Raw genomic sequence first — 17,913 nt, forward strand, 5'->3', positions numbered from 1 at the left:
CGCTATTTGTCTCCAAGCTATTCATCTCCAATCTTCTCCAGTGATATTTGGTCTAAATGCGCAATGCTTTCATACGGTATGTGCCGCGCTTTAAGGTAGGGTGTTTTAGCAGCCAGTAGGCGAATTCGCTCAATGACGGTTGATTTTGTTAACAGTGCCCCTATCTGATTGAATAGATATTTCGCGACATAGGGTGATTCACCATTACCTGAAACGCCAATAGTGCAATGGGCTTCGTTTTGATACATCATATCAAAAAATTGTCCGGCTGTATGGTCATCTGAGCGATTGAACAGCTTGGCGGATCGCAGACAGTGTTCCTGTACCAATTGGTTTGCAGCGGTGTCGTTCGTACAGGCAATGACTAAGTGCTGTTTGGCGAACACGGCCGCTTCTGACTGTATAAAGACATCAAAAGGCATCGAATAAAAAATAAATGATCTGCGGATATCCCCATCCGGTGCAGTTGAAATGCAGTCATTTTGCCGGGCATTATAATGGCATTCATCGTCCATTTGATTCGCCGATGTGTTAGGGTCAACTACCGTGATCTTTGCACCTGCATCGGCATAGGCTTTGGCTTTGCGTTTCCCGACTTTGCCGTAACCGATGATAAGAACATTGAGGGCCGCACTGTTTAGGAGAATGGGTTTTAACGGATTAGGATTCATAACCGTAGAGCTCCTTTAACATTTGAATATATTGTTCACGTTTTTCATTGTTTTCCATTACCTTAAGTGATTCAAGCGGACTTTTAATCATTTTTTTCAATGAAGATTCCACGAGTTTGTCAATGGTTGCCATGTCAGCGGGATTCTGCGTATGCAGTTTTCGAGACAGTATCGACATCGTGCCGTCTTTAATATCGGCAATGGTTTGATTCCATGCGCCTAAGAGGTCGTCGACCTTTGTTGCTTCAACCCATTTGACAAAATCATTTACTTCGTCAAAGATGAGTGCTTCAACATGGGCGATGAGTTCATGACGTTTCTGATAATTTTCATCTGAGACTTCTTTAAGTGAGTCAACAGTCCAGATTGCAATATTTTCGATTTGATAGAGATCATCAGCAATATCCCTCGGTACGGCAAGGTCAATCATCAGCATGCCGTCTTTGATTCCCTTTACATCATTTCTTCTGATGACAGCGTGTGGCGCACCTGTTGATGAAACGACGAGATGACTGATGGCAATGCATTCGTAACGCGATTCAAAGGGGACGATGCGTACTTTTTTATGGGTTAGGATATCTATTGGTAGATTTTCCGGGTGCCTCACAGCGACATAGATGGTCTTAAAAGGTGCTTCAAACAAGTATTTAATCGCTAAACCGCCCATTTTGCCGAGGCCGACCATGGTGATAACGGTTTCATCTGACAAATAACCGGCAGCGACGGCATTTTTGATGGCAATATAACTGAGCGAAAGCGGCGTCTGTGAAATTTTCAGTTCCGTTTTAATGCGTTTCGAGAAAGAGACGGCGACGCGGAACAACTTGTTTAGGATTTTTCCGGAGTAATCCAATTCTGTTGCCGCGGCAATGGCATTTTTGACCTGCCCAAGAATTTGATCTTCGCCGAGTACCGCGGAATCTAAGCCAGCCGTCACTTTAAAGAGATGATTGACTGCCTGAAAGCCGCTTTTCTGATAAAACTGACTATTGTCAATGATGGTGTTCGCGTTCATGACCTCTGCGCTTGCATGTGTGTTGACCAATGCGTCAAAGAGCGTTGTCGAAATGGCGTCAAAGGCATCTGCCGATGTGACGTAGTAGACTTCAAAACGACCACAAGTAGATAAAATGACGATTTCTAAAACGCCAATGCGCTTGGCGTAGGCCATCCATTCGGACTGTGCTGATTCTGTCATGCAAAATTGTTCACGTTGTTCAATTGTAGCGGTTTGGTGGTTTAGACCAATGAGACCGATTTGCATCTCTTCCTCCAATTTCTAATACAGAAAAGTTTTCTGAAATCATTTGACCGTTATCTTCTAACAGGATTCTATATTTCGATTAGTGAGCCTATGTTTCGACGATTGTTTTTTTAAGCGCTTCGGGAGAAGTGCCCATTGTTTTGGCAACTTTGACCAGAAGCGGCAGTTCAAGGCGTGTTGCCTGGAGCTTTGCTTCATTGGTCATAATCGTTTCGACGGGGCCGGAAGCAATCATGCTGCCTTGATGCATTAAATAGACATAGTCGCATATATGGTAAATCATATCCATGTTATGGCTGGATAGAATAATTTTCTTGCCTTGTGTCGATAATTTCTGAATAAGCTTCAGCATATCGCTGCGCATAACGGGATCAAGCCCAGTTTCAGGTTCGTCCAGCAGGATGACGTCGCAGGAAAGTGCCAGTACACCGGCGATGGAAACGCGTTTTTTTTGGCCAAAACTTAAATACTGAACCGGCCTGTCCATAAACGAATCCGCCTGGACTTCTTTTAAACACGTCATGGTGCGGTGCGCAATCTCTTCCTCTGAGAGCTTTAGATTTTTAGGGCCCATGGCGACATCATCGTAGACGTTGCTGTAAAAAATCTGACGCTCCGGGTCCTGAAGGACGAGATTGACGGATTGGCGAAGCGAACGAAGTGACTTTTTCGAATAGTCGACGGTTTCACCATTGTGAACCAGTTCGCCGGACTGCGGTTTTAAAAGACCTAAAAGGCACTTGAAAAAGGTGGATTTGCCGGCGCCGTTGGAACCGATGACGCCAATAATATTGCCTTTGTGTGTGCTGAAATCAATCGCTGTAATGCCGACGGCACCGTCGTTATATTTAAATGATAGTTTTTTGCATTCGAGCATGCGTGTTACCCCTCATCGTAAAATCTCAGTGCCATGGCGTGATTCAAATCCTCAAATCTTGAAAACGCACGCATGAACAGTGAGGCACCCAATTGATTAACGGTTTTGAGTGCATTTCCCATTTTAAAATAACCGAACCGCATTTCCTGTGCAACGAGCATATCCTGTGCTTCTTCAATGAGTATGAAAATAAAGCGATAACTCAAGATAAAGAGTTCTGTAAAAGCAGACGGCATGTGGAGGCGATTCATCCATTCGATAAAATGCTGCATTGGTACGGTTGTACTCATCATAAAAATCAGTGCAATACTGCTGATGGATCTGACGAAAACGGCAAGGCAGAGCGCAAGGCTCTGACGCGTAATGGCAAAGCCGGAATAGCCAAATCGGATAAGCGCTTCCTCGCTGTCTGCATCAATGGCGATGACAATAAGCGACAATAGAATAAATCCCATGGGGATGGCGAGCATCTTCACATATGATTTTATCGAAAGCGGTGTCGTCAGCAATATGCAGAAAGAGGCGCCTATAAAAAGCGCCGTATAAACTGCGATTTTATCCAGTGCGATACTGAATACGAGCAGCATAAGCGTTCCTGAAATGCGCAGGAGCGGGTGCCAATTCTTGATGCCGCACTGATTGGCAATGGCATCCATTCTAATCATGATTTTTGCCTCTGATATACCCGACATAATAACCGATGGTCGAAGCGCCGACGACGGCCAGCAGTGTAAACATTAAACTCTCTATTTCACCGCTTGGCGGTTCCCAGAATGGTTCGAACCAAGGCGTATACGATGGATTAATGGCTTCGATGGCGACCTCGGCATTGCCGTCAGTACCGCCGTATTCACCGCCCGGATTAAAGGCGAGCGGCACAATAATCAAGAGTGCAAAAATGATGAGCAAAATGATGTTTTGTTTTTTGGTCGCCTGTTTCATTTGCTTATCCCCCCTTGAAAGATCGGAAACTGTTTTGATTCTGTCAACAAATTATAGACGACGACGGTGAGCAGGCCTTCTGCAATGGAAATTGGCAGCTGTGTGACCATGAAAACGCCCATAAACTTTGTAATTGACATGGCGAGATTGCCGTTGGCAAAAGCGGTTCCGAGCTGAATGCTCGTGACGAGATAGGTTGCTAGATCGCCAAACATTGCCGCAAAGAAAATGGCCACTTTCGTATTGACATTTAATCGCTTTAACAGTTTAAAGAGGAAGAATGATACGAAAGGACCTGCAATAGCCATCGACGTTGCATTGGCGCCCAGCGTCGTAATACCGCCGTGGGCAATGAGTAGTGCCTGCAACAGGAGTACGATGGTGCCGATGGCGACCATTGGCAGCGGACCCAGTAAAATAGCGCCAAGGCCCATACCGGTAGGATGCGAGCAGCTGCCGGCAATAGAAGGTATTTTTAAAGAAGACAGTGTAAAGGCGAATGCCGCCATCAGTGCAAAGAGGAGTTTGTTGGCACTGTCTTCATTGAATTTTTTACTAAGGGTTCGGACGCTGAGGACAAAAAACGGTATAAAGACGATATACCATACAAGTGCCCACATTTTAGGTAAAAAACCTTCTGCAATATGCATGGCATAAGTCAGTTGCGTCGCTGGTAAAGCTGCTGTAAGCATCGTAATACCTCCGTGGATTAAAAATGGTTTTGGAGCATTGCCGCCTCAAGAGCCGAAACATTTTCGATGACGACAGCGCTTATGATGGTCTCGGGTTCGATGATGATTCCCGTTACATTCGATTCGGATAGTGATTCGAGATTGGCATCAAATGCGCTGCCCGCACCGCTGTTTTTAAAGACGAAATAGTGAATGTTGTAAGCTTTAAAAAAACTGCGGTTGAGAAAAGCAGGACACGGTGCTTTTACGGCGATGATATTGCCTGTTGGCACGCCGTTTTGTATACAGGCTGCCATGGATTCCATGCCGGGCATGATGCGAAAGACACATTGATTTGGCGAAAATGCTTCCAGAAAAGCGGGTATGTGCTTTGTGCCCGTCACGAGGATGCGCGCGTCGTCGGCTGCGGTTTCTTTCAGGTATGTGATGGCAGCCGTTATGTCTTCAAATGTTTTAAAGTGAGTGTTTGACGTGACGGCCGGATGTGCAACAGACTGAACGCGGCGTGCGTAGCGCCAATAGGCAATATGATTTTTAGCGGCACAACGGCTTGCCGTTTTTTTGATTTCTGCGGCATGCGGGTGTGTTGCATCGATAATGAGTTCAATGTGCTCGCTTTGAATAAACGATGAAAGGGTTTCTTCCGTAAACTTCTGAACAACACATTGCCGGGCAGTTTCGCGATAGAGATCATATCCAAGTGTCGTGGTGACAGAGAGGATATAATCCCGATCCATTTGATTAAGTTTTTCAGCGATTTCACGGCCTTCATGTGTACCGCCCAGAATGAGAATCATAGTGCATAACCTCTTGGTGTCACCATGCGGTGGTATTCATGCTTTGTATTTGAATTGCCGACGATGACCAGGGAGGTCATGTCGATCAGATCGTAATCAATGCTGTCAATATTAAAAATATAATGTGATTCATCATCGCGGCCGGCATCTTTCACGACACCGACGACGATTTGATCACCCTTAATTGCTCGGATGGCGGCAATGGCATCATGAATATGCGTGGGTCTGCCATGACTTTTCGGGTTGTAGAAGCAAATGACAAAATCGCCCTCTGCGGCAAGCCGTACACGTTTCATGATGGTATCAATGGGTGTCAGCAAATCGCTGAGGCTGATGTGGCAAAAATCGTGCATTAGCGGTGCACCGAGAATAGCGGCACTGGCACTTGATGCAGTAACACCCGGAATGATTTGAATGTCGTCCTGTCCTTCTGAAAGTTCGTAAACGAGTCCGGCCATACCGTAAATGCCCGCATCGCCGCTGCTGATCACGGCGACGGTTTTGCCCGTACGCGCGATGCGGATGGCTTCGCGGCACCGTTCCACTTCGCCGCGCATGCCGTTGCTGACGATGTCATGTGTGTCTGTCAGTAAATTTTCAATGAGTTTGATATAGGTTTTATAGCCGACGATGACATCAGAATTTTGTATGGCATCTTTTGCAGCCTGTGTCATCATTGCTTCTGAACCGGGTCCTATTCCGACGACATAAATCATATGCTTAACCTCCCAAAGGCAAAGGTACATTGCCCTCCCCTTATTGTATTTTTTGATAGTGTATCGTGTGTCAGCAGATAGGCGGAAGGTCCGGCAACTGCTGAGACGCCAACGGTTCGCTTGACGAAATCCGATCCTTCAAACTGGGATTCGACGGCGGCGATTGCTTCGGCGTCCCAAAAATGACATTGGCAGTCAAGTGTCTCTGCCGTCAGGCGAATGCACGGTTCATCGGATTTGAGTGCAATGGATGCAAAGGTGCAAAGCGCTTTTTTCGAAATAGCATAGGTGTCCAGCGCCGCCTCAAGTGCTTTTTCATAGTCACTGGAAGTGACGCCGCGTTTACATCCCGTGCCGACGACAATGCACTTGCTGTAGTAAACAAAATCAGGTGTAGTGCCCCGAAAAGCTTCCGGTTTACGAAGCGCAATCAGTACCCTTTTGCCTTGATGTGCATTGAAGGCGTCAAAATCATCATATGTTTTAATAGCATCGCCAAAGTGATCGATCTGTTTAACATGCTTACTTTTAAGCCATGGGTCGATGTAGAGCCCAATGGTTTCACCGTTGGCAATGGCCATATTCAGTGTTTTAAGGTCACCTCTTGCAGCTGTGATGGGCACCTTATAGTGCGTGAAAACGGCTTCAAAGCCTTCAAGGCCTCGGCTATCCGTTGCCGTCGTGACGACGGGGACAGCTTCATAACCTGTTTTCTGTAGCACTTTGGCGATTTGTTTCGTCAATGCATTGGCTCTGCCGAGGTGGCCGGACAGCAAACTGATGACAAACCGGCCGCAGTCGTCAATGACGATGACGGGCGGATCAGACAGTTTGTCGGCGACATAGGGCGCAATGGCTCTGACGGCTATTCCTGCGGCACAGATAAAGACGAGTGCCTGCGGATTTTCGACATGTGCCTGAAAAACTGAGCCGGCAACAGTGCCAACGCCGCCGCCTGCTTTAACAGCGGCGCCGTCATAGCAGTGTGTTTGAAAAGATGAAGCGCCGGCAAGTGCATGCATGAGCTGAACACCTTTTTCTGAAAAGGCGATGAGATGCAGTTTATGATCTGAACTCATGTTTGAAGTCCTTATCGTACAGTTTTGAATCATTGTAACTCTTGCCGAGGCATTCGCCGACGATAATAAGCGCTGTCTTTGTGATTCCCGCTTCTGCGGCAAGTGCCGGCAGTGTTTCCAGTGTGCCTCTTAAAATGCGTTCGTCCGGCCAGGTCGCCTTGTAGATCATTGCAGCGGGGGTGGCTTTCGGATAGCCGCCGGCAATGAGTTCGGTCATAACATCTGAAATCATGCCTGAGGAAAGAAAAATGGCCATAGATGTTTTGTGTGCGGCAAAGGAACGAATGGACTCAGCTTTTGGCACCGGTGTACGCCCTTCCATACGGGTGATAATAAGGCTTTGTGATATTTCAGGAATGGTGTATTCGATTTCCAGCGACGATGCGGCGCCGAGAAAACTGCTGACACCGGGTATGAGATCGTAACCGATCTCTAAGGCGTTTAAACGTTCGATCTGTTCTCGAAGCGAACCGTAAATTGAAAAGTCGCCCGTGTGCAGCCTGACAACGGATTTACCACTGTTTACGCCCTTTTCGCAGAGTTCGATGATTTCATCAAGGTTGAGATAGGCGCTATCGTGAATTTCACATGATGGCTTGCAGTATTTAAGCAATTCTGGATTGACGAGTGAGCCGGCATAGATGACCACATCTGCATTTGAAAGCGCATGGTAACCTTTCAGGGTTATGAGTTCAGGATCTCCGGGGCCTGCCCCGACAAATTTTACGTTCATTTTGACCACCTTTTATTGATTATTATCGTTGTAAAATAACGGATATCTTCAAAAGACACCGATTGAATCGAATTGAATCGCTTTTCACCGGGTTTGCCAAAATCACTGACGATGACGCAGTAATTTTCAAGGCCGTGTTTGAGGATCAGCGCTTTGATGGCGTCAAAGGAGCGATAGACTTTCATTAACACGAGTGCTTCGTAATCCTGAAGCTTTTGATCGAGATCAGAGAGGTCCTCAATGCACGGATAGATGAGCAGCGGCATATCGCCTTCCACCAGCGGCTGGTTTGTGCCGGATGCAATGGCGCTGTAGGATGATATCCCCGTCATGGTTTCAATGGGAACCGCATCCTTTATAAATTTAAGCAGATAAATGTAGGTACTGTAGATCATTGGATCGCCAAGTGTCACGAAGCCAACGTCTTTCCCCTCATTGACAAGCGCCTCTATTTCCAATGCAATGGGTTCAATGGCCGCCATCATGGCCTCGGTATCCGTCGTCATGGGAAAGTGACGGTATAAAATAGTCGTTTTAGGCGTTAAGTAAGGTGATGCGATCTGATGGGCTTCGCTGGTACCACCGGATTTGCTTTGTGGAACGACGAGTACATCCAGTTCGGAAAGTTTTTTAGCGGCTTTTACGGTTAAGAGTTCCGGATCGCCGGGGCCTACACCGATGCCGTAGAATTTATGCATGATTGCCTCCATACTGACATTTGATGATGTAACAAGGGTTTTGCGGTTTAAAGTAATGGTAACTGCCAAGTGCCTCCAGTCGACTTGCCTGTATCAGAGAGCCTTCGATATCGCGATAGCAGTCGCTGTGTTTATTGAGGTATGTCATAATTTCTGAAAGACTTTCGACGGTGATGACGGAAAAGACGATAATGGCATTTGCGGCCAAATGAGCTGTTTCAAGCCATGTCATAATAGCTTCGAGCTGACGGCCCGTGCCGCCGAGGTAAACGCGGTCAAAAGTTGTTTCAGAATCAATGGCATCAGTAGGGGCCTCTGCCTCAATTACGTTGATATCAACGCCGTGTCGGCAGGCATTTTCTCTGATGAGTTCGCAGCCGGAAGCTGTTTTTTCAATGCCGTATACCTGCAGATTTGGAAATTGCTTTGCCATTTGAACGGTTACTGACCCTGTGCCAGCGCCAATATCCAGCGCACAGTGTGCTTTTTCAAGTTCCAGATAACTGATAATGGCATTTCGGATTTCCATTTTGGTCATGGGGTTTTTCCCCCGAATAAAAGCGTCATCTTTCATGAATTACAATCACCACACTCATTTGATAGTCTCGATCTTCAATCGCCGAAGCCGGGGCATCAGTGATCTTTTCATCGGTATAGCTGAGCCGTTCGCCGACGATGATACGCGGATTTTCGCCATGATTCAGGCAGTACTGTGCAATGGCAAACGGTGTATAAGTTCGGTCTGTCAGCAGACAGAGTTTTGGATGGTCTAAAAGTTCTTTTAATGCGTCTGTACGACCATGGAGACTCGTCATAAAGTAGTCGTGCATGGGAATGCCCGCTTTTGCAAAGAGCAGCTGTGTGCTGCTGATGCCCGGTTCAACGCTGATGGCAATGGGATAGGTCTGTCTAAGCCATTCCGTAATGCCGTAAAAGCTCGGGTCGCCGGAGGCCAGTATGCTGATGACATCTTCATCCGTGTTGGCCGCTTCGGCAAGCAATCCTGCATCTGTTGCAGTCAAATAAGAATCAATGGCATCTTTAAGTGACGTGAGTCGTCCGTTGTAAGGGACTTCCTTTGCATACTTGCGAAGATAAGGTCTAACGGTTTCGAGCTGTCTCTCGACGCCGATGACAATGGCGGCGGCATTTAGTTTTGTGCGTGCGGCTTCGGTGATGTAGGCAGGATGCCCGGGACCGATTCCGATAACGGTTAGTTTCAATAAAATCGTCATTCCCTTCTCATTGATGAATGGTTTTAGCAGTGTTTCGCGTATCGGCTAACAACCGCTGCTTCATATCGTACAGAACGACATCAATTGACACATTGCCTGAAAGGTGGTCTTCAATACGGCTGACAGCGGTATCTGCTATCTTTTCGAACACGCTTTGGTAAGGTGTTTCCCAGAGCAGTTCTGACATTTCGTCGGTGGTATTAGCCTCTTTGACGGCATTTAGCAGAGACAGTGGTGCCCCCATAAGTGCGAGATGTGCGACGACTGTTTCCCAGCGTGCATCGGCGACCTTACTGTGTGTGTTAAAAATACCTGCGGCAACTTTGACGAGTTTGCCGATATGACCGACGAAGACTAGATGCTGAAAGTTTAATTTTTCAGAAGTTGCGGCGCAGAACCCCACGAAGTTGCTCATGTGTACAATATTTTCAGCATCATAGCTGAGTCGATTGACGGCAAAGTTCTCACCGTGTTTTCCGGGAACGAGGATGAGTGTTTCGATTCCCATTTCAGCTTTTTGCTTTAGTTCGACGTAAATGGAACTTTTAAAGGCGTCTTCGCTCATGGGTCTGACGATTCCCGTCGTGCCGATAATGCTGATCCCACCGAGGATTCCCAGTTTGGGGTTAAAGGTTTTTTCGGCCAATAAAACCCCTTTTGGCGCAGAAATAATGACCTTGATGCCACAGCTGTCAGGCAGGAGCGGCGCGAGGTTGTCTCTGAGCATTTGAAGGGGTTTGGGGTTAATGGCATATGCACCTACGGGAAGTTGTAGGCCGGGTTTTGTAACGCGACCGACGCCATCGCCACCTTCAATGACAATTTCACCAGCCGCTGAGGTAAGGGTGACCTCTGCATAGATTTCCAGTCCGTCGGTAACGTCGTAATCGTCGCCGGCATCTTTTATGACAAGCGCTTTTGCGCCTTTACTGCTTTTTTCAATTAGTTTGACTTTAATTTCAGGAAGCATGCTGCCGTCAGGTGCTTTGACGGCAATGGCAGACCAGCCGAAATCTGGCGCTGCGCCAAGGCAGGCCTTTAAAGCATAAACTGCGGCAGCCGTTGCACAGGCACCTGTTGTAAAGCCTGTTCGCAGGAACTCGCCGCTATCTGACAGCACTTTTTCCATGAATATTACCTGCCTTTAAAGTGATAGACGAGTGCATTGACGATAGATGCCGCCACATTGCTGCCGCCCTTTCTGCCAAGTGCCGTAATACACGGGATACTGGAAGCGAAGAGGGCGTCTTTGGATTCGGCGGCACCGACAAAGCCAACGGGAACGCCGATGACGCCAATGACATCGGGATTTGTTTCGGCATGGAAGTCCAAGAGCTGAAAAATAGCAGTTGGCGCATTGCCGAGCACGAAGAGCTTAAGACCCGGTTCTTCAAGGGCGAGCTGAATGGCTGCCATAGAACGCGTAATGCCTTGCGCTTTTGCCATGACTTTTGCATTTTCATCGGATACGAAGCATTTGAGCGTCCAAGGCAGTTTGCCGATTGCCGTCTTGTTGATGCCGGATAGTGCCATGTTGGTATCAGTATAAAGTGTCAACGGCATTTCAACTGTCTTTTCAAAGGCATCCAGAAACGCCTGATCTATTTTAAGGTTATCCAGATAGTCAAAATCTGCGGATGTATGAATGACGCGACGATAAATAGCTTTTGTCAGGGCATCCTCGGCAGGGTAGGTGCGACCGCTTTCGTGAATGATCTCATCTATAATCTCAAAGCTCTTGGTTTCAATGCCCATGGGATCTTTAATATAGGTTAGGGGTTCTTTGTGCATTGTTTTGCTCATTTCTTTATTCATAGCGGCAGCACTCTTTCGAGGATGATGTCGACAAGTTTTTCGTCAAAGCCGATATTGGCTAAAAAGTCAATGGTTAAGTCAGGGTAGTCAGCTCGGATGGCATCGAGTTCCATGGGAATATCTTCTTTAATATGGTTGCCGTTAAAGAGAAAGAACGGAAACGCTTTGATAGAACGAACGCCGTCTGAATAGAGGGCGTCAATGGCTGTCCTAAGGTCTGGCGCCATGAGCTGGAGGTAGCAGCTTGCGAATGTCGTTTCAGGTGATTTCGCCTTTAGTGCTGCCATGTACGCCATGGTGATGTCGTTTGTTTCCTGGACTTTACTGCCGTGTGCAATAATGAGCACCGCTTTTTTATTCATTTTGCTTCTCCTCTGCGTAGCATAATTTTATAAATGGTAAGTTTGCCAATTTTCAGCATACATTAATGGGTTAATTTCAACCGCTTCAAAATATTTCATTAGAAACTGCTTGAGATTCTCCGCTTTTTTGATACTTCTCTGTGGCATTAAAAAAGGATTACCTCTTCAGGTAATCCTTAGAACATACGATAAATGCACCAAGTGAACCTCCCTCCGAAGTTACATTGCTCATTGAGCTGCGGCAGGTCTCCTGGCTTGGGGATCATTCTACTCTCTCGCCTTCCCATGATTAAACAGTGGCACTTGAGATTTCGTACTCCCTTACAGTAGCGGGGGCTGCTGAGGCTTTATACCTCATTCCCTTTTAACCTCTTGTTTTTTTGTCTAAATAAAAATGAATAAGAGGACCGACAACGTCTTATATGGTTTTGATGATGTAAACTTAGTCTACCATAAACCGTTTGCATGGAAAAGACACTTTTTTGTATTGATAGGGGAGTATTTTTGCAATCAATTCTGGAAATCATGCAGCGGATGCAGTCATTTGGACAGATAGGGCGACTCACTTGTCGCAATGCATCAGTATATGTGAACAATTTAGATAATGATTGTTTTTTGCTGGAAACTATGTTAAAATGTCATCAAATCTGTGGTTTTTGACAAGGATCACAGGCAATGACAGCATATTTCGAAAAGTGATGACAGGAAGAGTACGCAGCGGCGGGATTTAGAGAGTTGACGGTTGGTGAAAGTCAATGACTTGAGCATGCGGAACATGGCCCTGGAACTGATGGCGTGAGTGCTTTGCATAAGCGGCATCCGCGGTTGTACGCGTTGATATACAGCTGACTGATTGGATCAGCACGAGGAAGTCTCAGTGATGAGGCTTTAAATTAGGGTGGTAACACGGCACGCTTCGTCCCTTTAAGGGCGAAGCGTTTTTATATTTTTTGAAAGTCATTGATCGGGTGGTATTTGCGATACATTGTCAAAAGTATTTTTAATACTGCAAAATCAGCTTGTTGGTATGAGACACTTCACGGTGCTGCTATTTTAAGCTTATTGGCATAACGAACCATAACTAACTATAATTAACTATAACGAACCATGACCATAATATACCGTTGCGATTATCAATACCATTACTAGCGAAAAAACATTCATGTATAAATAATTGAAAACAAAATGAATAAAAGTAATCGGCAGGAAACAGAAAAAGTCATGATGAAATGGAAAGGAGAGAGGCATATGTCTCAAAAAACATTTTATGTAACAACCCCTATTTATTATCCGAGTTCAAAATTGCACATTGGTCACACGTATACGACGGTGGCGGCAGACGCCATTGCGCGGTATAAACGCGTAACGGGATACGACGTCTGGTTTTTAACGGGTACAGATGAACACGGTCAAAAAATTCAAAATGCGGCAGAGGCGCAAGGCATGGCACCTAAAGCCTTTTTAGACAATGTCGTGGATGAAATCAAGGATTTATGGAAGACTATGGAGATTTCGTACGATCAGTTTATTCGTACCACAGATGAAGAACATGAAAAGAATATTCAAGGTATTTTTATGAAGCTCTACGAGAAGGGCGATATTTACAAAGGCGAGTACGAAGGCCTTTACTGCACGCCGTGTGAATCCTTCTGGACGGAAACGCAGCTGAAAGATGGGAAATGTCCTGACTGTGGCAGACCTGTTCAAAAGACAAAGGAAGAAGCTTATTTCTTTAGACTTTCCAAATATCAGGATCGCCTGTTAAAGCTTTTTGAAGAAAACCCTGACATTTTGGAACCAAAGTCTCGTATTAATGAAATGGTTAATAACTTTATCAAACCGGGTCTTGAAGATCTCTGTATTTCTCGTTCAACATTTGACTGGGGCATTCCGGTACCGCTTGATCCAAAACACGTTATTTATGTATGGCTAGACGCTATTTGCAACTATATCAGTGCTTTGGGCTTTCCAGAATATAATTTGGAAAAATTCGATCGCTACTGGCCGGCCGATGTACAACTCGTCGGAAAGGAAATCGTGCGTTTCCACACGATTATATGGTTCTCCATCCTTATGGCGCTTGATATTCCGCTTCCGAAAAAGATTTTCGGACACGGTTGGATTTTGCTGGAAGGCGGCAAAATGTCAAAATCTAAGGGCAATATTGTCGACCCGGTAACATTGATTGATCGCTACGGCGTCGATGCGCTGAAATATTTTCTGCTCAGAGAATACACTTTTGGTCAAGACGGGATTTTTACCAATGAAGTATTGCTGAACAGACTCAATGCGGATCTTGCCAACGACTTGGGTAATCTCGTCTCCAGAAGTCTTTCCATGGTAGAAAAATATAGAGGTGGCGTCGTGCCGAGTGCGGGCACTAAGACGGCATTCGACGACGATCTCGTAGCAGTAGCAACAAAAGCACACGAAGCCGTCGATCAGAAGATGAATCGACTGGACTATTCAGGTGCGCTGGATGAAATCTGGAAAGTGATCAGACGTACCAATAAATATATTGATGAAACAATGCCGTGGGCACTTGCAAAGGATGCTGCAAAAGCTGGTGAGCTGGACAGTGTTCTCTATCATCTCATTGAAAGCATACGCCTTGTATCCGTGCTGATACAGCCGTTTATGATTCATACATCCCGTGCGATATGGGAACAGATTCAAATTCAGGAAGGTGCGTTGACTGCTTGGGACAGCTGTAAAGCATTTGGTGCTTATCCAACGGGCACAACCATTAAAAAAGGCGAAGCGCTCTTCCCAAGAATCGATATTGCCAAAGAACTCGAAGCACTTGAAGCGCTTTCGGCTCAGAAAAAAGAAAATGCAGAAAAAGAAACATCAGAACCCGAAGCGTCAACAGCTGCTTATGAACCTTATAAAGAAGAAATCACCATTGACGACTTCGGAAAACTCGACCTAAGAGTCGCTAAAATTGAAGCGTGCAAACCGCATCCTAATGCAGACAAGCTGCTGATACTGTCGTTAAAAGTCGGCAACGACCACCGTCAAGTGGTCTCAGGGATTGCAAAGCACTATAAACCAGAGGAATTGGTTGGACAGAATGTCGTAATCGTCGCCAATCTCAAACCGGTGAAATTAAGAGGTGAGTTATCGGAAGGCATGATTCTGGCAGCGTCGATAGGTAAAAAATTGACAATTGTCAATGCTGACATCGAAGATGGCAGTGTTGTTTCATAAAATGCAGATGGGATATTCACAGATCGGTATGCATTAAGCTAATCGCAAAGATCTTGAAGGGTGCTTAAGGACAATGATGTGTGCCGAGAACATCACTTCTAAAAACAAATGCAATCAATCAAAGGGCATGCGCTAAATAGCATGCCCTTTTCAATATCGTCAACGGCGCCCGAATATGATATAATGTTGCGTAGCTTAACTGAATGGGTGTGATTCATCACATCCTCCTTTTTAAATGTAATCGGAAAGTGAGAAAAAAATGCTGTTTGATTCGCATGCACACGTTGATTCATCACAATTTGATCATGACCGTGCACTTGTTATAAAGCGGGCGGGACTCAACGATATTACCTATATCATGAATCCCGGCGCAGATCTAAAGTCCAGTTATGAAGCCGTTAAACTGGCGGAGCAGTATGATTTTATTCATGCGGCGGTGGGGATTCATCCCCATGATGTCGTCGACATGGACGATATGATGCTCAAAATGATTGCAAATCTAGCAAAGAAACCGGTTGTGAAAGCAATTGGAGAGATTGGGCTCGACTATTACCGCGACCTGTCACCGAGAGATCTCCAGCAAAAATGGTTTATTGAACAGCTGGCACTGGCAAAATCAATGCAGCTGCCGGTTATTATACACGACAGGGATGCCAATGATGATGTCCTGCGCATCCTTAAAACGCAAAAACAATTTGAAACGGGTGTTCTAATGCACTGCTATTCGGGCAGCAGAGAGTTGGCGCGTCAATACGTGGAACTCGGTGCCTATTTATCGATTGCCGGCCCCGTAACTTACAAAAATGCCAGAAAATTAATTGAAGTTGCAGAATATGTTCCGTTAGATAGACTTATGATCGAGACGGATTCACCATACTTGACACCGGAACCATACCGTGGAAAGCGCAATGAGCCAATGAACGTGCGCTATACTTGTGAACGCATTGCGCAAATTAAGGGTATTTCCTTTGAGGCGTTGGCAGAAATAACGCTGAACAACGCAAAGACATATTTTAAGATAACCTGAAGTCCCAACGACAGGGCATAAAATAGTGTTAAAGGTGGTTTTGCATGACTCAAAAAGGATTAAAGCCTTTTTTCCTGCTCATTGCCATTGGCCTAATTGGCACAATGGGTGTAAAGGCGGGTTTTAAGCACGATATCACAATTGAAGAAGAATCGCAGACTGTGACCATGACGACATTTAGTCAGACTGTTGGTGCAGCGCTGACGCATGCTGATATTGAACTCAGAGAAGGTGATGTCGTCATACCCTCTGAAGAAACGCGTATAACGGGTGATCTCACCATACGTGTACTTCGAGCTAAAGCCGTTTCACTGGTAGAAGGTGAAGGGACGCGAACTTTCTTTACGACAGAAACACAAGTTGGCAAAATACTGGCCGCTGCCGGTATTGAACTTGATGACAACGATCAGGTTTATCCGAGGAAGTCTGAACAGATTGCGCTTGACAGAAAAATTGAAATTGTTCGGGTTGATGTGGACTATGAAGAAGTGTCTGAAACGCTTCATCACAGCACTGTCTATAAGCTGACAGAAGATTTGGAGCCCGGTAAGACGCAGCTACTGTCTGAAGGCGAAGACGGCCTATCAACTTGCACGTTTAAAAATGTTTATGAAAATGGGGTGCTCGTCTCAAGACAGCTTGATGATCAGGTCGTTTCGCGTGAACCGATTGCTGAGATTGTTGAAGAGGGCTTGGATAAGCTGCTCGTTACGAGCAGGGGGATGCCATTTCGCTATAAAGAAATGATCGTGATGCGCGCGACGGCATACGATCTTTCCTATGAAAGCTGCGGTAAATATCCGGGGGATCCTGCATATGGTATTACATATTCCGGTACCAAGGCACGTCCGGGTGTGGTTGCCGTTGACCCGCGCGTGATAAAGCTCGGTTCAAATCTTTATGTTGAATCACTTGACAGTATGCGCGACTATGGTTTTTCGTCGGCGGAGGACACCGGCAGTGCCATCAAGGGTAACCGTATTGATTTGTTTATTGAAAATAGAAGTCAGGCGCTGCGCTACGGCACGCGTTACGTTCGCGTCTATGTCTTGGATGAGCCGATTGATGAAAATATGATGATTGGCTATGCAAATTGAGTAAATCGCAGTGTGATTCTGCGATTGTAAGACAGTTTATTCAGTTCATGAAGACAGCATAAAAAACGCAAGTCGAGGTGTTTGATTGCTTACACAGGAAAAACCCTATATAAAGGAAACAATTGTCGTCGAAGGGAAGGATGATGTTGCCGCCGTGAAGCGTGCGGTAGACTGTGCTTTTATTATCACGCATGGTTTTGGCATCAGTGAAGCGACGTTTAAACGGATTGAGCACGCCATGGCAACCAGTGGCGTCATTATTTTTACAGATCCGGATTATGCCGGCGAACAGATCAGAGCGCGAATCAGCAAGCGCGTTCCAAACTGCAAGCATGCTTTTTTATCGAAGGAAGAGGCTTATGCTGAAGGCGACATTGGCATTGAAAATGCCTCGCCGGAAGCGATTGTTGACGCATTAAATCGCGTTCGAACGGCATCTGAAAAACCGATACATTTGTTCACACAGACAGACCTAGTACATAATGGCCTAATGGGGACTGATTCTGCCGCGCATAAGCGAACCGTTGTCGGCAGACTTTTAGGCATTGGTTACTGCAGCGGTAAACAGTTTTTAAGCAGGCTTAATCACTATGGCATCACAGTAGAAGAATTTCTTAAATCAGTAGAAGAGGCTGAACGCCTTCTGTAATAGCGGATGAATAGATATATGAATACAGATCATGAAGATCATGAGAGAA

At 45.8% G+C, this 17,913-nt stretch carries 20 protein-coding genes, 1 riboswitch and 1 other annotated feature; of the genes, 4 read left to right on the plus strand and 16 right to left on the minus strand.

Annotated features, from left to right (window positions below):
• Window positions 1-17: 17 nt before the first annotated feature.
• The 16 genes from KHM83_RS10730 to KHM83_RS10805 all read right to left on the minus strand — a co-directional run bounded on the left by KHM83_RS10730 (window position 18) and on the right by KHM83_RS10805 (window position 11,881).
• The gene (locus tag KHM83_RS10730; protein WP_213237015.1) at window positions 18-671 is read right to left on the minus strand and encodes a precorrin-2 dehydrogenase/sirohydrochlorin ferrochelatase family protein; all 654 of its coding nucleotides are present in this window, start codon (window positions 669-671) and stop codon (window positions 18-20) included.
• The gene (gene hemA, locus KHM83_RS10735) at window positions 661-1,935 is read right to left on the minus strand and encodes a glutamyl-tRNA reductase (RefSeq protein WP_213237016.1); all 1,275 of its coding nucleotides are present in this window, start codon (window positions 1,933-1,935) and stop codon (window positions 661-663) included. The genes KHM83_RS10730 and hemA overlap by 11 nt, the downstream gene beginning before the upstream one ends.
• 88 nt (window positions 1,936-2,023) lie before the next feature.
• Complete coding sequence (locus tag KHM83_RS10740; RefSeq protein ID WP_213237017.1) at window positions 2,024-2,812, minus strand: energy-coupling factor ABC transporter ATP-binding protein; 789 nt, start codon at window positions 2,810-2,812, stop codon at window positions 2,024-2,026.
• A gap of 5 nt (window positions 2,813-2,817) precedes the next feature.
• Window positions 2,818-3,477: a cobalt ECF transporter T component CbiQ gene (gene cbiQ / locus KHM83_RS10745; protein WP_213237018.1), complete on the minus strand. Its 660-nt coding sequence runs from the start codon at window positions 3,475-3,477 to the stop codon at window positions 2,818-2,820.
• On the minus strand, window positions 3,470-3,754 hold the full coding sequence (locus KHM83_RS10750) for an energy-coupling factor ABC transporter substrate-binding protein (protein ID WP_213237019.1): 285 nt from the start codon (window positions 3,752-3,754) through the stop codon (window positions 3,470-3,472). Before KHM83_RS10750 ends, cbiQ begins: the two co-directional genes overlap by 8 nt.
• Window positions 3,751-4,446: an energy-coupling factor ABC transporter permease gene (locus tag KHM83_RS10755; RefSeq protein ID WP_213237020.1), complete on the minus strand. Its 696-nt coding sequence runs from the start codon at window positions 4,444-4,446 to the stop codon at window positions 3,751-3,753. Before KHM83_RS10755 ends, KHM83_RS10750 begins: the two co-directional genes overlap by 4 nt.
• Window positions 4,447-4,463: 17 nt before the next feature.
• Window positions 4,464-5,243 carry a precorrin-6A reductase gene (gene cobK, locus KHM83_RS10760; protein WP_213237021.1) on the minus strand — a complete coding sequence of 260 codons (780 nt, stop codon included), beginning with the start codon at window positions 5,241-5,243 and terminating at the stop codon, window positions 4,464-4,466.
• On the minus strand, window positions 5,240-5,959 hold the full coding sequence (cobJ, locus tag KHM83_RS10765; protein WP_213237022.1) for a precorrin-3B C(17)-methyltransferase: 720 nt from the start codon (window positions 5,957-5,959) through the stop codon (window positions 5,240-5,242). Before cobJ ends, cobK begins: the two co-directional genes overlap by 4 nt.
• Window positions 5,956-7,038 (minus strand): cobalt-precorrin 5A hydrolase, encoded by a 1,083-nt coding sequence (locus KHM83_RS10770; protein ID WP_213237023.1) that lies wholly within the window; start codon window positions 7,036-7,038, stop codon window positions 5,956-5,958. Before KHM83_RS10770 ends, cobJ begins: the two co-directional genes overlap by 4 nt.
• Window positions 7,022-7,771 (minus strand): precorrin-4 C(11)-methyltransferase, encoded by a 750-nt coding sequence (gene cobM, locus KHM83_RS10775; protein ID WP_213237024.1) that lies wholly within the window; start codon window positions 7,769-7,771, stop codon window positions 7,022-7,024. Before cobM ends, KHM83_RS10770 begins: the two co-directional genes overlap by 17 nt.
• Window positions 7,768-8,469 carry a precorrin-2 C(20)-methyltransferase gene (gene cobI, locus KHM83_RS10780; protein WP_213237025.1) on the minus strand — a complete coding sequence of 234 codons (702 nt, stop codon included), beginning with the start codon at window positions 8,467-8,469 and terminating at the stop codon, window positions 7,768-7,770. The genes cobM and cobI overlap by 4 nt, the downstream gene beginning before the upstream one ends.
• A complete protein-coding gene (gene cbiT, locus KHM83_RS10785; RefSeq protein WP_213237026.1) occupies window positions 8,462-9,007 on the minus strand; it encodes a precorrin-6Y C5,15-methyltransferase (decarboxylating) subunit CbiT in 546 nt (181 codons plus the stop codon). The genes cobI and cbiT overlap by 8 nt, the downstream gene beginning before the upstream one ends.
• 25 nt (window positions 9,008-9,032) lie before the next feature.
• Window positions 9,033-9,704: a precorrin-6y C5,15-methyltransferase (decarboxylating) subunit CbiE gene (gene cbiE, locus KHM83_RS10790; protein ID WP_213237027.1), complete on the minus strand. Its 672-nt coding sequence runs from the start codon at window positions 9,702-9,704 to the stop codon at window positions 9,033-9,035.
• A 7-nt stretch (window positions 9,705-9,711) separates the two neighbouring features.
• The gene (cbiD, locus tag KHM83_RS10795; RefSeq protein WP_213237028.1) at window positions 9,712-10,833 is read right to left on the minus strand and encodes a cobalt-precorrin-5B (C(1))-methyltransferase CbiD; all 1,122 of its coding nucleotides are present in this window, start codon (window positions 10,831-10,833) and stop codon (window positions 9,712-9,714) included.
• A gap of 5 nt (window positions 10,834-10,838) precedes the next feature.
• Complete coding sequence (locus KHM83_RS10800; protein WP_246543039.1) at window positions 10,839-11,519, minus strand: precorrin-8X methylmutase; 681 nt, start codon at window positions 11,517-11,519, stop codon at window positions 10,839-10,841.
• Window positions 11,516-11,881 carry a sirohydrochlorin chelatase gene (locus KHM83_RS10805; RefSeq protein ID WP_213237029.1) on the minus strand — a complete coding sequence of 122 codons (366 nt, stop codon included), beginning with the start codon at window positions 11,879-11,881 and terminating at the stop codon, window positions 11,516-11,518. Before KHM83_RS10805 ends, KHM83_RS10800 begins: the two co-directional genes overlap by 4 nt.
• Before the next feature lie 223 nt (window positions 11,882-12,104).
• A riboswitch (cobalamin riboswitch) is annotated at window positions 12,105-12,308 on the minus strand.
• 262 nt (window positions 12,309-12,570) lie between these two features.
• Window positions 12,571-12,808 (plus strand) — a binding site (T-box leader).
• Window positions 12,809-13,129: 321 nt separating this feature from the next.
• On the opposite strand from KHM83_RS10805, the gene metG reads away from it, so the two are divergent.
• From metG to rnmV, 4 genes are all read left to right on the plus strand, one after another.
• Entirely contained in the window at window positions 13,130-15,091 is a 1,962-nt protein-coding gene (gene metG, locus KHM83_RS10810) for a methionine--tRNA ligase (protein ID WP_213237030.1), read from the plus strand.
• A 259-nt stretch (window positions 15,092-15,350) separates the two neighbouring features.
• Window positions 15,351-16,118, plus strand: coding sequence for a TatD family hydrolase (locus KHM83_RS10815; protein ID WP_213237031.1), 768 nt, complete (start codon window positions 15,351-15,353; stop codon window positions 16,116-16,118).
• A 44-nt stretch (window positions 16,119-16,162) separates the two neighbouring features.
• Window positions 16,163-17,215 (plus strand): 3D domain-containing protein, encoded by a 1,053-nt coding sequence (locus tag KHM83_RS10820; protein WP_213237032.1) that lies wholly within the window; start codon window positions 16,163-16,165, stop codon window positions 17,213-17,215.
• A gap of 85 nt (window positions 17,216-17,300) precedes the next feature.
• Complete coding sequence (gene rnmV / locus KHM83_RS10825) at window positions 17,301-17,864, plus strand: ribonuclease M5 (protein WP_246543042.1); 564 nt, start codon at window positions 17,301-17,303, stop codon at window positions 17,862-17,864.
• Window positions 17,865-17,913: the final 49 nt, after the last annotated feature.

Origin of the sequence: Fusibacter paucivorans (assembly GCF_018390735.1) — a bacterium.
GTDB lineage: Bacteria > Bacillota > Clostridia > Peptostreptococcales > Acidaminobacteraceae > Fusibacter > Fusibacter paucivorans.

Bases quoted from the DNA above. Each gene is read 5' to 3' on its own strand.
- cbiQ (WP_213237018.1), bottom strand. From the start codon at position 3,477: ATGATTAGAATGGATGCCATTGCCAATCAGTGCGGCATCAAGAATTGG.
- KHM83_RS10820 (WP_213237032.1), top strand. From the start codon at position 16,163: ATGACTCAAAAAGGATTAAAGCCTTTTTTCCTGCTCATTGCCATTGGC.
- cobI (WP_213237025.1), bottom strand. From the start codon at position 8,469: ATGCATAAATTCTACGGCATCGGTGTAGGCCCCGGCGATCCGGAACTC.
- metG (WP_213237030.1), top strand. From the start codon at position 13,130: ATGTCTCAAAAAACATTTTATGTAACAACCCCTATTTATTATCCGAGT.
- hemA (WP_213237016.1), bottom strand. From the start codon at position 1,935: ATGCAAATCGGTCTCATTGGTCTAAACCACCAAACCGCTACAATTGAA.
- KHM83_RS10730 (WP_213237015.1), bottom strand. From the start codon at position 671: ATGAATCCTAATCCGTTAAAACCCATTCTCCTAAACAGTGCGGCCCTC.
- cobJ (WP_213237022.1), bottom strand. From the start codon at position 5,959: ATGATTTATGTCGTCGGAATAGGACCCGGTTCAGAAGCAATGATGACA.
- KHM83_RS10815 (WP_213237031.1), top strand. From the start codon at position 15,351: ATGCTGTTTGATTCGCATGCACACGTTGATTCATCACAATTTGATCAT.
- cobM (WP_213237024.1), bottom strand. From the start codon at position 7,771: ATGAACGTAAAATTTGTCGGGGCAGGCCCCGGAGATCCTGAACTCATA.
- KHM83_RS10770 (WP_213237023.1), bottom strand. From the start codon at position 7,038: ATGAGTTCAGATCATAAACTGCATCTCATCGCCTTTTCAGAAAAAGGT.
- KHM83_RS10805 (WP_213237029.1), bottom strand. From the start codon at position 11,881: ATGAATAAAAAAGCGGTGCTCATTATTGCACACGGCAGTAAAGTCCAG.
- cbiT (WP_213237026.1), bottom strand. From the start codon at position 9,007: ATGACCAAAATGGAAATCCGAAATGCCATTATCAGTTATCTGGAACTT.
- KHM83_RS10750 (WP_213237019.1), bottom strand. From the start codon at position 3,754: ATGAAACAGGCGACCAAAAAACAAAACATCATTTTGCTCATCATTTTT.
- cbiE (WP_213237027.1), bottom strand. From the start codon at position 9,704: ATGACGATTTTATTGAAACTAACCGTTATCGGAATCGGTCCCGGGCAT.
- KHM83_RS10755 (WP_213237020.1), bottom strand. From the start codon at position 4,446: ATGCTTACAGCAGCTTTACCAGCGACGCAACTGACTTATGCCATGCAT.
- KHM83_RS10740 (WP_213237017.1), bottom strand. From the start codon at position 2,812: ATGCTCGAATGCAAAAAACTATCATTTAAATATAACGACGGTGCCGTC.
- cobK (WP_213237021.1), bottom strand. From the start codon at position 5,243: ATGATTCTCATTCTGGGCGGTACACATGAAGGCCGTGAAATCGCTGAA.
- cbiD (WP_213237028.1), bottom strand. From the start codon at position 10,833: ATGGAAAAAGTGCTGTCAGATAGCGGCGAGTTCCTGCGAACAGGCTTT.
- KHM83_RS10800 (WP_246543039.1), bottom strand. From the start codon at position 11,519: ATGAATAAAGAAATGAGCAAAACAATGCACAAAGAACCCCTAACCTAT.